The sequence below is a fragment of the Coriobacteriia bacterium genome, from assembly GCA_003149935.1.
GTDB lineage: Bacteria > Actinomycetota > Coriobacteriia > Coriobacteriales > QAMH01 > QAMH01.
Window position 1 is genome coordinate 283,192 of record QAMH01000006.1, and the last position, 13,395, is coordinate 296,586.

General features: G+C 56.7%; 13 protein-coding genes. 12 read left to right on the forward strand and 1 reads right to left on the reverse strand.

Annotation, left to right across the window (positions count from 1 at the left end; genetic code table 11):
* Positions 1 to 10 precede the first annotated feature (10 nt).
* From recA to hflX, 11 genes are all read left to right on the forward strand, one after another.
* A complete protein-coding gene (gene recA / locus DBY20_03975; protein ID PWL79044.1) occupies positions 11 to 1,147 on the forward strand; it encodes a recombinase RecA in 1,137 nt (378 codons plus the stop codon).
* An 8-nt stretch (positions 1,148 to 1,155) separates the two neighbouring features.
* Positions 1,156 to 1,614 (forward strand): hypothetical protein, encoded by a 459-nt coding sequence (locus DBY20_03980; protein PWL79045.1) that lies wholly within the window; start codon positions 1,156 to 1,158, stop codon positions 1,612 to 1,614.
* 292 nt (positions 1,615 to 1,906) lie between these two features.
* Positions 1,907 to 3,457, forward strand: coding sequence for a ribonuclease Y (rny, locus tag DBY20_03985; GenBank protein ID PWL79046.1), 1,551 nt, complete (start codon positions 1,907 to 1,909; stop codon positions 3,455 to 3,457).
* Between the two features lie 75 nt (positions 3,458 to 3,532).
* On the forward strand, positions 3,533 to 4,615 hold the full coding sequence (locus tag DBY20_03990) for an ATP-binding protein (protein ID PWL79047.1): 1,083 nt from the start codon (positions 3,533 to 3,535) through the stop codon (positions 4,613 to 4,615).
* Positions 4,616 to 4,618: 3 nt separating this feature from the next.
* Complete coding sequence (locus DBY20_03995) at positions 4,619 to 6,331, forward strand: phosphoglucomutase (GenBank protein ID PWL79048.1); 1,713 nt, start codon at positions 4,619 to 4,621, stop codon at positions 6,329 to 6,331.
* Between the two features lie 226 nt (positions 6,332 to 6,557).
* Positions 6,558 to 6,872: a stage V sporulation protein S gene (locus DBY20_04000; GenBank protein ID PWL79049.1), complete on the forward strand. Its 315-nt coding sequence runs from the start codon at positions 6,558 to 6,560 to the stop codon at positions 6,870 to 6,872.
* A gap of 9 nt (positions 6,873 to 6,881) precedes the next feature.
* Positions 6,882 to 7,700 (forward strand): hypothetical protein, encoded by an 819-nt coding sequence (locus tag DBY20_04005; protein ID PWL79050.1) that lies wholly within the window; start codon positions 6,882 to 6,884, stop codon positions 7,698 to 7,700.
* A 63-nt stretch (positions 7,701 to 7,763) separates the two neighbouring features.
* Positions 7,764 to 9,086 carry a tRNA (N6-isopentenyl adenosine(37)-C2)-methylthiotransferase MiaB gene (locus tag DBY20_04010; GenBank protein ID PWL79051.1) on the forward strand — a complete coding sequence of 441 codons (1,323 nt, stop codon included), beginning with the start codon at positions 7,764 to 7,766 and terminating at the stop codon, positions 9,084 to 9,086.
* Between the two features lie 8 nt (positions 9,087 to 9,094).
* A complete protein-coding gene (locus DBY20_04015) occupies positions 9,095 to 10,027 on the forward strand; it encodes a tRNA (adenosine(37)-N6)-dimethylallyltransferase MiaA (protein ID PWL79414.1) in 933 nt (310 codons plus the stop codon).
* Positions 10,024 to 10,893, forward strand: a complete 870-nt coding sequence (locus DBY20_04020) for a diaminopimelate epimerase (protein ID PWL79052.1) — start codon at positions 10,024 to 10,026, stop codon at positions 10,891 to 10,893. The genes DBY20_04015 and DBY20_04020 overlap by 4 nt, the downstream gene beginning before the upstream one ends.
* 12 nt (positions 10,894 to 10,905) lie before the next feature.
* A complete protein-coding gene (gene hflX, locus DBY20_04025) occupies positions 10,906 to 12,207 on the forward strand; it encodes a GTPase HflX (protein PWL79053.1) in 1,302 nt (433 codons plus the stop codon).
* 3 nt (positions 12,208 to 12,210) lie between these two features.
* Here hflX and DBY20_04030 read toward each other — a convergent pair whose 3' ends face one another.
* Positions 12,211 to 12,861: a transcriptional repressor LexA gene (locus DBY20_04030; protein PWL79054.1), complete on the reverse strand. Its 651-nt coding sequence runs from the start codon at positions 12,859 to 12,861 to the stop codon at positions 12,211 to 12,213.
* Between the two features lie 193 nt (positions 12,862 to 13,054).
* Here DBY20_04030 and DBY20_04035 point away from each other — a divergent pair, with 193 nt between their 5' ends.
* Entirely contained in the window at positions 13,055 to 13,342 is a 288-nt protein-coding gene (locus DBY20_04035) for a hypothetical protein (GenBank protein ID PWL79055.1), read from the forward strand.
* Positions 13,343 to 13,395: the final 53 nt, after the last annotated feature.

The following is a 13,395-nucleotide window of genomic DNA, read 5'->3' on the forward strand; positions in this document are numbered from 1 at the left end:
GAGCTCACCCATGGCCCGCACAGCAAGCAAGGCAAAGATTCCCTCGGAGGCCTCCAAAGAAGAGGCACTCAAGATTACCAAAGAGCAAATCAGGAAGAAGTACGGCGATGGTTCCATCATGCGCCTGGGCGACGAGGACTCCGCCCTCGACGTCGAGGTCATCCCCACGGGTGCCCTTGCGCTCGATGCCGCCCTCGGTATCGGCGGCGTGCCCCGTGGTCGTATCGTCGAGATCTACGGCCCCGAGTCAAGCGGCAAGACCACGCTCTCGTTGCAGATCGTCGCAGAAGCCCAGGCCCTTGGCGGAGTTGCTGCTTTCATTGATGCCGAGCACGCACTTGACCCCGTCTATGCCGCCAAGATTGGCGTCGATATCGACGAGCTTCTCATCTCGCAGCCAGATACGGGCGAGCAAGCCCTCGAGATTTGCGACATGCTCGTGCGCTCCAATGCCGTCTCCTGCATCGTCATCGACTCCGTTGCCGCGCTTGTCCCGCGCGCAGAGATCGAGGGGGAGATAGGCGATGCCAGCGTTGGCTTGCAGGCGCGTCTCATGAGTCAGGCTCTGCGCAAGCTCGCGGGCTCCCTCTCCAAGTCAAACACCTGCTGCATCTTCATCAATCAGCTGCGTGAGAAGATCGGTGTCATGTTCGGTAGCCCGGAGACCACAACCGGCGGCCGTGCGCTCAAGTTCTTCTCATCCGTCCGTCTCGACATCCGTCGTATCGAGACCATCAAGGTTGATGGTGGTGCTGTGGGCAATCGCGTGCGTGTCAAGGTCGTCAAGAACAAGTGCTCTGCACCCTTTAGGCAGGCGGAGTTCGACATCATGTACGGCACTGGCATCTCGCGCGAGGGCAACATCCTCGATATGGCCGTCGATGAGAAAATAGTCACCAAGTCTGGTTCTTGGTATACCTACGGTGACGAGCGCTTGGGACAAGGTCGGGAAGCTGCGAAGAACGCCTTGGTCGAGAGCCCGGCACTGCGTCGCGAGATCGAGAACAAGGTGCGTGCCGCCATCGGTCTACCTGTCGAGTACGATGACGATGATGCCTTCACACTTGCCGATGTTCCGGCAGGTGCCTTCACCGGTTCGGAGAACCTTGCCGATTCCGCCGTAACCGAGGGCTCTGCTGCCGAGTAAACGCCTCGATGATGGTTACGTCCCAACGACATAGCGAGGCGATGGAAAAGATCAACGTGCTTGTTGGCGTTCGCGAGCGTAGCGTCAAGGAAGTTCGCGAACGCCTCGCCTCCTGCGATTTCACCCATGAGGAAGTCGAGGATGCCATCGAGACGGCCGTGCGCGTCAATCTTATCAACGAGGAGCGCTATACCCGTGCGTTCATTCGTGGCAAGACGCATTCGGGATGGGGGAGGATCAAGATTCTCGCGCGTCTCGCGGCCAATGGCATCGACGAGCAGACCATCGCCCTTTGCAGCGACGAGTTCTCTTCGACCAGAGACGAATATCAAGTCGCCATGGCTGAACTTTCCAAGCGCAAGGCCCATTCCAAGAATCCCTACGCAACCTACATGCGACGTCTTATCGGCAGGGGCTTTTCCTACGAGCTTTCGAATCGTGTCGTGCGCGACTATCTTTCCGCATAAATTGACATACTTGCATCAAGAAGCTCGTCGCTTTTGCCATCAATCCGTCCAGATATTACATTGACATGAACACTTCGATACTGTCACTCATATGGTAGGATAACGGGTGGCATTCATTTTTCCCTCGCATGTATGCGAGTTATATATGCGGGTTGCATATTCTATATCGTGGTTTTCCCAGCCCAACGCTGGTTTAATAGTATATGGATTGCAATGAGTGCCGGATGTATCCGGCCTTTTTCATCGGTACATCCAAACGTACTTATATGACATAGGAAAGGTACCAGTCAAAATGGAAATCGTTATCTACGTCGTTGTCGCGGTTGTCTGCCTCGCCGTAGGTTTCCTGGTCTCCCGCCTTGTTTCAGGTGGTAATGCAAAGAGTGCCATGGCCGAGGCCGAGCGCACACTTGCCGATGCCGAGAAATCCGCAGAGAACATTCGCCGTGAGGCAACAATCGAAGCAAAGGACGAAGCGCTCAAAATTAAGCAGCAGGCCGAGGAAGAGGCTCGCAGACAGACCGAGGAGGTCCGTCAGCAGAGCAAGGACATACAGGCACGTTCCGATCGCCTCGAACAGCGCGAGAACTCCCTCGACAAACGCAGTTCCGGGCTCGATAAGCGCGAGCAGCAGCTCAACAGCCTGCAGTCGCGCACCGAAAGTCTTAACAAGAAGCTTGAGACCAAGCTCGACGAGGCCGACCGTCGTCTTCTCGACATCGCATCACTGACCAAGGACGAGGCTCGTGACATCGTTCTCGACGACATCCGCGAGGAGTGCACGGCCGAAGCCGCCGGTATCATCCGTGATATTGAGTCACGCACCAAGGCCGAGACAAATCGCAAGTCCCGAGAGATCCTCTCCGTCGCCATTCAGCGCATGGCCGCCGATTACACGGCCGAGCGTACCGTCACCTCCGTCCAGATCCCGTCTGATGATATCAAGGGCCGCATCATCGGTCGCGAGGGACGAAACATCCGCTCCTTCGAGCAGATCACCGGCGTCAACCTCATTATCGACGATACGCCCGAGACCGTCACGCTCTCGTGCTTCGATCCGGTTCGCCGCGAGACCGCGCGCATCACGCTCGAGAACCTCATCGCTGACGGGCGCATTCATCCCGCGCGTGTCGAGGAGATGTTCGAGAAGGCTACGCGTTACGTCGACCAACAGGTTCAAGAAGCCGGCGAGCAGGCGACCTTCGACATGGGCATTCATGACTTGCATCCTGATATCGTCAAGACGCTTGGTCGTCTCAAGTACCGTACCTCGTACGGTCAGAACGTCCTACAACACTCCCTCGAAGTCGCGACGCTTTCCGGCGCCATCGCAAGCGAGCTCGGCCTTGACCCCATTACTGCCAAGCGTGCGGGTTTGCTGCATGACCTTGGCAAGGCCGTCGATCACGAGGTAGAGGGATCGCATGCCGTCATCGGTGCGGACCTCGCTCGCCGTTATGGTGAGAATCCCGCCATCGTGCATGCCATCGAGGCCCATCATGCCGACGTTGAGCCTTCTACCGTGCTTGCCGTCATTATCCAGGCTGCCGATGCCGTAAGTGCTGCCCGTCCGGGCGCACGCCGCGAGAGCTACGAGAATTACATCAAGCGTCTCGAGAAGCTCGAGGAGATCGCCAACTCGCATGAGGGTGTCGAGCGTACCTATGCCATGCAGGCCGGACGTGAGGTCCGCGTTATGGTGCAGCCCGATTCCATCGACGACGCAAAGTCGACCGTCCTCGCGCATGACATCGCCAAGCAGATTGAGGACGAGATGCAATACCCTGGCCAGATTCACGTCGTCGTGATTCGCGAGTCCCGTTCCGAGGCGCTCGCCAAATAGCCAGATGAGCATGTTTGCGACCAAGGCGGGCCATGGAGTACGTGCTTCATGGCCCGCTGCGTATGTGGAGGACGAATGTCTGATGATGATCTGATAGGGTTCATCGCATCCGTTTCGGGTGATGACCATCTCGCCATCGAGGAAAACCTCGGTGATGGCTTCGTGCGTCTCAAGACCGCCGAGGCGGAGCGGCGGCAGGCAAAGCACGACATACGCTGCGTCGAGGATATTGTCATCGAGATGCTGCGCAACGCTCGCGATGCGCATGCAAGCGTCATATACGTGGCCACGAGCCGTGAGGGCGCCCTCAAGACGCTCGTTTTCCTCGATGACGGTGACGGCATCCCTGCCGACATGCACGAGCGCATATTCGAGCCGCGTGTCACCTCGAAGCTCGAGACCATGGTTATGGACACCTGGGGCGTACACGGTCGCGGTATGGCGCTGTACTCGATCAAATCAAATGCCGCCGACGCACACGTTGTCGCATCGGCACCAGAGCTGGGCTCATCTCTGGCCATCCGCATTGACCTCGAGTCCCTTGACGAGAAGACCGATCAATCGTCACTGCCCGTCGTCGGCATCGACGAGGAAGGAAAGCTCGCCGTCATTTCCGGTCCGCATAACGTCAATCGCACACTTGTCGAGTTTGCCCTTGACGTGCGGGGCTCCATCGACGTCTTCATCGGCTCTCCTGCCGAAATCGTCGCTACGCTCATCGAGCGCGGTCAGACTCAAGTCAAGGACACGCGCTTGTTGTTCTGCAATGACATTGAAAGGCTGCCTGTCAGCCTCAGACCTGCCATTGCCGGTGACGCTGCCGAGCTCGCCGCCATCTGCAGCGATCTCGGGCTCGACATGTCGGAGCGCACGGCGCATCGTATCCTCGCCGGCCAGATCGCATCGCTTGACCCCTTGCTTGATCGCCTCGTCCCGCAGCAGTGCTCCTCGCAAGGCCAGGGGCAACCCATCGACCTCTATCAGGACCGCCGGGGTCTCAAACTCTCGATGGATGACCTGTCCGCCTTCTCACGCGAACTCGAGAAAGCTTTTGCGACAATCGCACATCGCTACTACATCGAGCTCACCGAGGAGCCTATAATTCGCGTTGGCAAGGATGCGATTAACGTCAAGTTTCCCTTTGATAAGGAGCTGTAGTCCATGAGTATCGAGAAAGAGCAATACGAGCGCTGGCTGGAGCATGTGTCTGCCCAGGAGGCCGAACAGCTTCGCGAACAAGCCGACTCCATCGAGGAACTCCATGATGCCTTCTACCGTGAACTTGCCTTCGGCACAGCTGGACTGCGCGGCATCATCGGGCTTGGCCCCAATCGCATGAACGTCTACACCGTCGGAAAGGCGACTCAGGGCCTTGCCGATTATCTCAACGCGCATTACGAGAATCCGAGCGTCGCCATTGCTCGGGATAGTCGCAACATGGGCGAGGAGTTCGTCTCCGCCGCGGCTTGCGTGCTCGCGGCAAATGGCATCGTCGCCCACGTGTATCGCGCTATCCAGCCCACGCCCGTTCTCTCCTTTACCGTACGTGACCTGCACTGCAGCGCGGGAATCAACGTAACGGCAAGCCATAATCCGGCAGCTTACAACGGGTACAAGGTCTATGGCGAGGATGGTTGCCAGATTGCATCGCAGGCTGCGGTCGAGATTCAAGCTGATATCGACGGCCTCGATTTCTTCAACGACGTCAAACGAATGGATTTCGACGATGCGGTTGCGGCTGGTCTCATCAAATGGGTCGACGATACCGTTGTCGATCGCTTCATCGACGAAGTTGCCGCCCAATCCGTCAAGCCAGAGGACGCAACCGCTATCGACAAGCTAAAGATTGTATATACCCCGCTTAACGGCACTGGCCTTGAGTGCGTGACGCGCATCCTCAAGCGCGTGGGTCTCGATGACGTGAGCATCGTTGACGAGCAGAGGGATCCTGACGGCGACTTCACGACTTGTCCGTACCCAAATCCAGAGGACCGTGCGGCACTTGAGCTTGGGCTTAGGCTTTGCGAGCGCGTCAATCCCGACATATTGCTTGCCACGGATCCGGATGCAGATCGCGTTGGTATTGCTGTTTTGCATGATGGTGCATATGAGCTTCTGACGGGAAACGAAGTCGGCGTCTTGCTCATCGACTACATCGCCAAACGCCTCTCCGAAAGGGGAGAGGACCTTTCGGAAAAGCTCGTCGTGACGACCATCGTCTCCACACTCATGCCTGATGCCCAGGCTGCATATTATGGTTTCGAACTCAGGCGCGTGCTGACAGGGTTCAAGTACATCGGCGGCCAGATCGCTTTGCTCGGACAGAACGAGGCCGATAGGTTCATGTTCGGTTTCGAGGAGTCGTACGGTTATATGTCCGGTACCTATGTGCGTGACAAGGATGCCATCAGCGCCTCCATGCTCATATGCGAGATGGCGCAAATGTATAAGAACGAAGGAATCGATTTGGTCGAGGCCATTGAATCTCTCTACGAGCGCTATGGCTATTATCTCAACAAGACCATCAACATGTCCTATCCGGGAAGCTCCGGCGCCGCCAAAATGGAGGCGATCATGGACGGCTTGCGCACAAATCCTCCACAAGTTATCGCAGGCTTACCTGTCATGAGTATCTTGGACTATGCGGATGGCGCTCCTATGACCAAGATAAACGGAAATCCTGACGAGCATCAGATCCTTCCCGATGCAAACGTCATCTCTTTCGACCTTGGCGACGGGGTGCGTATCATCATCCGTCCCAGTGGTACCGAACCGAAGATAAAAGCGTATGTCTTTAGCAAGGCAAGCACTCGTGACCAGGCAGAACAGCTTCTTTTTGAGCTTTCTAGCGCTGCTCAGGAACTCTTGGATTAAACGTTTTTACGTATACGATGGGCTTGCTGCGTTGAATTGGCAGGGATATATACACCCGTCATATTCCTGCCAATTGTCTAAGATATTTTGACCTTCAAAATCATTTCATTTTCTAGTCACTTATTTCTGCAATCCTAGTCAATCTCGTGTTCCGTATGGTTTATAATCCTCTCGCTGAAAGCTTAAACACTGTACTAATGAAGAACACACGCACTAGGGACACACCATGGATTTTCTGAAGGTTTCAAGCAAGTCTTCCCCCGCATCTGTTGCCGGCGCGATTGCCGGTCTTATCAAAGACGGGAACCCCGTACGTATACAATCGATTGGCGCCGGTGCGGTCAACCAGGCCGTCAAGGCAATTGCCATCGCGCGTGGGTATCTCGCACCGAGCGGTATTGACGTTGCCTGCGTTCCCTCCTTCGTCGAACTCGAGATAAACGGTGATACGCGCACGGGCATTCGATTCGCTGTTCACCCGCATTACTCTGACGATATCGTCGAGGTCGAGGAGAGCGTAGACGAAGTAACGCTCGTCTAGGGGCGCCACGTGGTCTTTGCGGATCTGCATATGCACTCGTCCGCATCTGACGGAACGTTCGATGCTGCCCATATTGCCGATCTAGCAGCCAAGACCGAAGGTCTGCATACCATTTCCATCACCGATCACGACAGCCTGGCTGCCCTTGAGGACGCCAGGCTGTCGTGTGCCATGCATGATGTCGGTTTCGTTCCTGGTGTCGAAATCACGACACGACATGCGGGGCGCGCCGTACACATGCTCGGCTACTTTGTCGATGCAAACAGCTCTGCGCTTGCTGGCTTTCTCGACGAGAATCGTCGAAGACGTGCCGAACGTGCCTGCAAGATGGCTGATTTGCTGCATGACCAGGGATATCCCGTATGCGCTGAGGATCTCCTGGCGTCAGAGGAAACACCGAATAGGCCGCTTCTCGCACGCTTGCTCCTGCAACGAGGGTGCGTCTCAAGCGTCGACGATGCCTTCAAGCGGTTGCTCGGCTCCTCGTCACCCTGCTACATCGATGCCGTCTATCCCGAGACGATTGAGGCCATGCGACTCATTGCCGAGGCAGGTGGATGCTCCTTCGTGGCCCATCCCGCACGCTATCGCATCGTTGACCTCATTGCGCGTTTTGCCCACGAAGGCATGACGGGACTGGAGGCGTACCATACCATGCAGTCGCCCGCGCAAAGTGCCGAGCTCGTCGAGATTACCCATGACCTTGGGTTGGGCGTGAGCGGCGGATCGGATTGGCACGGCGATGACGTGCATCGGGCGCAGCTTGGCGGCTGTGGCTTGGACGAAGGACAATACCGTGCGTTTCTCACTGCGTGTGGACGTGCGTAGAGGATGACGAACCGGGGCATACAACAGATGACCGAAGTAGACGAGAGACGACCCCTTGCGGGTATGACGTATTGGCAGCGTACCTTTGGCTGTCAGATGAACGAGAACGATGCCGAACGCGTCTCGGGCATGCTCGAGGAGGCGGGCGCGCTGCCAGTGCTCGCCATTGAGGAGGCAGACATCGCTGTCTTCTTGACCTGCTGCGTACGCGAAAAGGCCGAGTTGCGACTCATGGGGCAGGTCGCATCGATCAAGAACGTTCCCAACGCACATAAGACCAAACGCATCATCGCCGTGGGAGGATGCGTCGGACAGCTCGAGGGCGCAGCACTGCGTGACGAGCTATCGCACGTGGATATCGTCTTCGGGACGCATAACCTCGGGCATCTTGTCGATTTGATACAGCGTCGCCTTGCGACGGGTGAGCCGCAGATCGAGACGATCGACGTGAACGACGGCTTCTCGAGCGATTTGCCGGTGCGTCGCGAGAAGCCATGGCATGCCTGGGTCCCCATCATGACCGGCTGCGACAACTTCTGCAGCTATTGCATCGTGCCCTACGTACGTGGCCGCGAGATGTCACGCCCGCTCGACGATGTCGCAGCTGAGCTAGCCATGCTTGCTGACGAAGGCATACGCGAGGTGACTCTGCTTGGTCAAAACGTCAACTCGTATGGACGCGATCTTTACGGCACGCCGCGTTTTGCCGAGGTGCTTTCGCTGGCGGGGGAGTCGGGTGTCGATCGGGTGCGCTTCGTGACGAGCCATCCCAAGGATCTACTTCCAGAGACCATCGAGGCCATGGCAACGTATCCCAATATCATGCCGCAGCTCCATCTGCCGCTGCAATCGGGTTCAAATCGCATTCTACGCGCCATGAACCGCTCTTATACCGTCGAGCATTATCTTGACCTGGTGTGTGATCTGCGATCCGCCCGTCCCGATATCTCGCTTTCCACGGATATCATCATCGGTTTTCCGGGCGAGACTGAAGAGGACTTCGCAGCTACCCTCGACGTTGTTAAGGAAGTCGGCTATGGGCAGATGTTCCGCTTCATCTACTCGAAACGACCGGGGACGCCGGCGGCAACGATGCCCGATGACACGCCGCGCGAGGTCTTGCAGGGGCGGTTCGAACGCCTTGAGGAGCTTGCCCAGGCAAGCTCGCTTGCGGAGAACAGGCGCGAAGTCGGTCGCATCCTGCCCGTGCTCGTGGATGCGAGCTCGCGACGTGATGCAGGCGTTCTGGCGGGAAAGAGCCCCAAACTTCAGACCGTGCATGCGCCCCTTGCAGATGGCATGCGCATCGAAGACGTCATCGGGCAGATCGTTGACGTTCGCATTGATGACGCGACGACAAACTACCTGCAAGGAGCAATCGTCTGATGTCGAATATTTGCGATAAGGTCGTATGCGTCCAGGGGGCGACTGCCTCGGGAAAATCCGAACTCGCCGAGCGTGTCGCCGCAATCCTTGGCGGAGAGATCATCTCGGCCGACTCCATGCAAATCTATCGTGGCATGGATATCGGAACAGCCAAGGTGCCAGCATCCGAGCGTGCGGTCGCCTATCACTGCATCGACATTCTCGATCCCGGAGAACCCTATTCCGCCGCCCTATTTCAGCATGATGCACGTGCCGCCATCGAGGACATACGTTTGCGCGGGCGTCTGCCCATCATCTGCGGAGGTACCGGCTTTTACGTACGTGCCGCTCTCGATGACATGGACTTTGCTCCGGGGGATACGGAGAATCCTGTTCGGCTGAAGTACATGCACATGCTCGAGGAACTCGGCAGCGATGTCCTTCACGAGCTGCTTGGGCAACGAGATCCCGAGAGCGCTGCGCTCATCCATCCCCATAACGTGCGACGTGTCATTCGGGCATTCGAAATGCTCGAGGAAGGGGAGAGCTATGCCGAGCGCAAGCGGGCCTTTGCCACGCTGCCCGCCCGCATATCAAGCATCAAGTTGGCCCTCGACGTCGAACGACAGATGCTTTATGAACGTATCGACAAACGTGTCGATGTCATGATCGAGAGCGGCCTTGTCGACGAGGTACGACATTTGCTCGATGAGGGCTTCCGTGATGGTCTCACGGCTCCGCAGGCCATTGGCTACAAGGAAATCGTCGCGTATCTGGAAGGCGATATCACGTTCGATGAAGCCATCGCACAGGTCAAGCAGGCAACGCGACGCTATGCCAAACGGCAGCTTTCCTGGCTGCGACGCGACTCCGAAATCATATGGTTACATGCCGATGAGGGGATTACTGATACACTGGTGCAACGTACGATAGACGAGATTGAAAGGGCTGCCCAAACATGAGATACGATTTTGCGAAGCTCAATGGCCTTGGCAATGACTTTGTCATGATTGAGGACCTGAATGACAGGATTACTCTCACCCCAGACCAGATTGCGGCAGTCTGCGATAGGCATTTCGGCGTCGGTGCCGATGGCGTGATTATCGTCAAGCCCTCTCCACGGCCAGAGTGTGCCGCATACATGGATTACTACAACTCCGATGGCACCAAGGCGCAAATGTGCGGCAACGGCGTGCGTTGTTTCGCGAAGTTCCTCGTCGACCGCAATATCATCGATTCGCAGGCAGGAAGCTTCATCGCCGATACACTTGCCGGCCCCAAGCCCATCAGCTTCACGCTCGATGATAACGGCAAGCTTGCCTGTGCCACCGTCGACATGGGTGCTCCCATACTCGAACCGCTTGAAGTTCCGACGACCTTTGGTGGCACCGAGACGCCGTTCGGGCGTGTCGCATGTGATGCGGAGTTCTATCTTGACGGGCGCATGTTGCGCTTCACCTGCGTTTCGATGGGCAATCCTCATGCCGTGACCTTCGTTGACAAGAGAGATCTCGAGCTCGTCAACTCGCTTGGCCCCCTTATCGAGACCTGCGAGGCCTTCCCCGAAGGTACGAATGTCGAGTTCGCGTGGGTCGATGGCGATACCATTCACATGCGCGTGTGGGAACGTGGTTGTGGTGAGACGCTTGCCTGTGGCACGGGAGCTTGTGCGACGGCTGTCGCTGCGCACATATGCGGTCACACGCCGCGAAAGGTCAAGCTCGAACTCATCGGTGGTACCTTGCAGATCGAGTGGCGCGAAAGCGATGGCCATGTCATGATGACCGGCCCGGCCGCCGAAAGCTTTACCGGTAGCTTCGAGCTCTAGGTCCACGCACGTATGCCGCGTCCGAAGTTCGAAGTTGTCACCGAGGAGTCACCTGAGCGGGCCATACTCGTCGGTATCGATCGCGGAGACCCCGACTGGCCATTGGCCGAGTCCATGGCCGAGCTTGAGCGCCTCGTCCAGACTGCGGGTGCCGAGGTCGTGCATACGATGTCCCAGAAGCTCGATGCGCCCAATCCGCGCACCTTTATCGGGGCTGGCAAGGCCGAGGAGCTCGCAGAATGCGTACATGCGCTCCATGCCGACGTCGTTATACTCGACGACGAGCTTTCGCCCTCCCAGCAAAGCAATCTCGAGCGCATCGTCGGGAAACCCGTCAAGGTTATCGATCGAACGGCGCTCATCCTTGATATCTTCGCCCTGCACGCAACAAGCCGAGAGGGTCGCCTGCAGGTTAAGCTCGCCCAAAACCAATACCTCTATCCGCGACTGCGTGGCATGTGGAGCCATCTGGCCGCACATCGCATGGGTGGCGGCGTCGGTTCGCGCTTCGGTGAGGGCGAATCCCAGCTCGAAGTTGACAGGCGTCTCGTGCGCAAGCGAATCGGGCGCATACGTCGCGAGCTCGCCAGTCTTGAGAGCAGCAGGAACACACAGCGCAAGCATCGCAAGCAATCTGGTGTTTTTCGCGTTGCCCTGGCTGGCTATACCAACGCCGGCAAATCGAGCCTCATGAACGCTCTTACGGGTTCGGATGTACTTGCATATGACAAGCTGTTTGCGACGCTCGACTCGACAACGCGTGTGCTCGACTTGCCCGGTGCCAGTAAGGTAACGCTGACCGACACCGTCGGTTTTATTCAGAAGCTTCCACATAATCTCGTCGAGGCATTTCATTCGACACTCGATGAGGTGCGTGAAGCCGACCTCGTTCTGCTCACGGTTGATGCTGCTTCAACACAGCGCGATGCCCAGCTCAAAGCCGTCAAAGACGTACTCGGCCAGATCGGTGCATCTGATATTCCCCGACTCACGGTCTTCAACAAGATAGATTTGCTCGAACATGAGCGCAGCGAGGAGCTCGGGCATTTGCGAGACCTCTATCCCGAAGCCGTATTCCTCTCTGCCAAGACAGGCGTGGGGATGAGTGACTTGCGCGCCAGACTCGAGACAGAACTCGAGAGCCGTTATGCATCCATGCATGTATGCATACCCTATGACCAGGGACGATATGTCACCATTGCACATGAGCAAGCGTGCGTAAATCATGAAAGCTATGAAGCGGATGGAATCTGCCTCGAAGTGTGCCTGCCCGCGTCGCTCGTGAGCCAGTTCAAGCAGTTTGAAATTGCATAGGGACTAATAGCTCCGGAACAAACCGGTAACAACGCCGAGAATCTGCGCATCGCGCGTGAAGATTGGCTCCATGGCATCATTGTGTGGCTGCAGACGTATGCAATCCTTTTCCTTGTAGTAGGTCTTGACCGTTGCACCATCATCAATCATCGCAACGACGATATCCCCGTTATTGGCTGTGTTCTGCTCACGCACGAGAAGCGTGTCGCCATCGAAGATACCAGCATTGATCATGGAGTCGCCGTGCACCGTGAGCAAAAACGAATTGCGATCGCCGAAGAGCGAGGTGGGCAGCGGCACCTCCTCTTCTATGTTTTGCTCGGCAAGAATGGGTGTGCCTGCGGCAACGCGCCCGACCAGGGGAAGCTGAACGAGCGAATGCTCGTTGAACTGCGTAGCCGACGTATTGCTTGCCGGCGTCTTCTGTTCTTGCTCTGACCCCGTAATGACCATGGACCGTGATTTAGCCCCGTCACGCCTGATATATCCCTTTGCCTCAAGCGCGTTGAGATGCGCATGCACAGTGGAGGGTGAAGACAGGCCAATGGCCTGACCAATCTCACGCACGGATGGGGGATAGTGCTTTACCTCGATGCACTTTCGAATGTAATCAAGTATCTGTTGTTGGCGCTTGGTGAGCTTTTCGTTATCCATGCCATCCTCCTGGACTCGTTATCGAAGAGTTTAGACGAAACTCTCGTTAATTACAAACAGATGTTCGTTTTTTTATTGGCATCAAACAAATGTTCGTATATTATATATCGAGAACAGATGTTCGGTTTAAAACCGTGTCACAGGTAACGGGTATAACAAACGAGCACGTAAATGAAGCAAATAGGAGGTCAACATGAACGCTCTCCGCACGCAAGAAGCCAGCATGATGCTCACATCAGTCAATGTACAGCCGCAGCTTACCGTTATCCAGGGCATGCCACGCACACGTGAATCGCTATTAGACCGTATGGCAGATATGGCGTTCGGCTATTTACACGGCGGTGATTTTTCCTCGGATGTGCACGACGTGCTCGATTCGCGCATGCGTCACGTTTTCCTCAACGGCATGCGTGAGCGAGTCTTTGCCTTCGCTGCATGCACCGTAGCCATAGGCGCTCTTTTCGTCTTCTCCTTCATGTAAAAAGGGGAGGCAGCTGGGGCAAACGCTCGTGCAAGCTCGGCCGTAAGACCGTC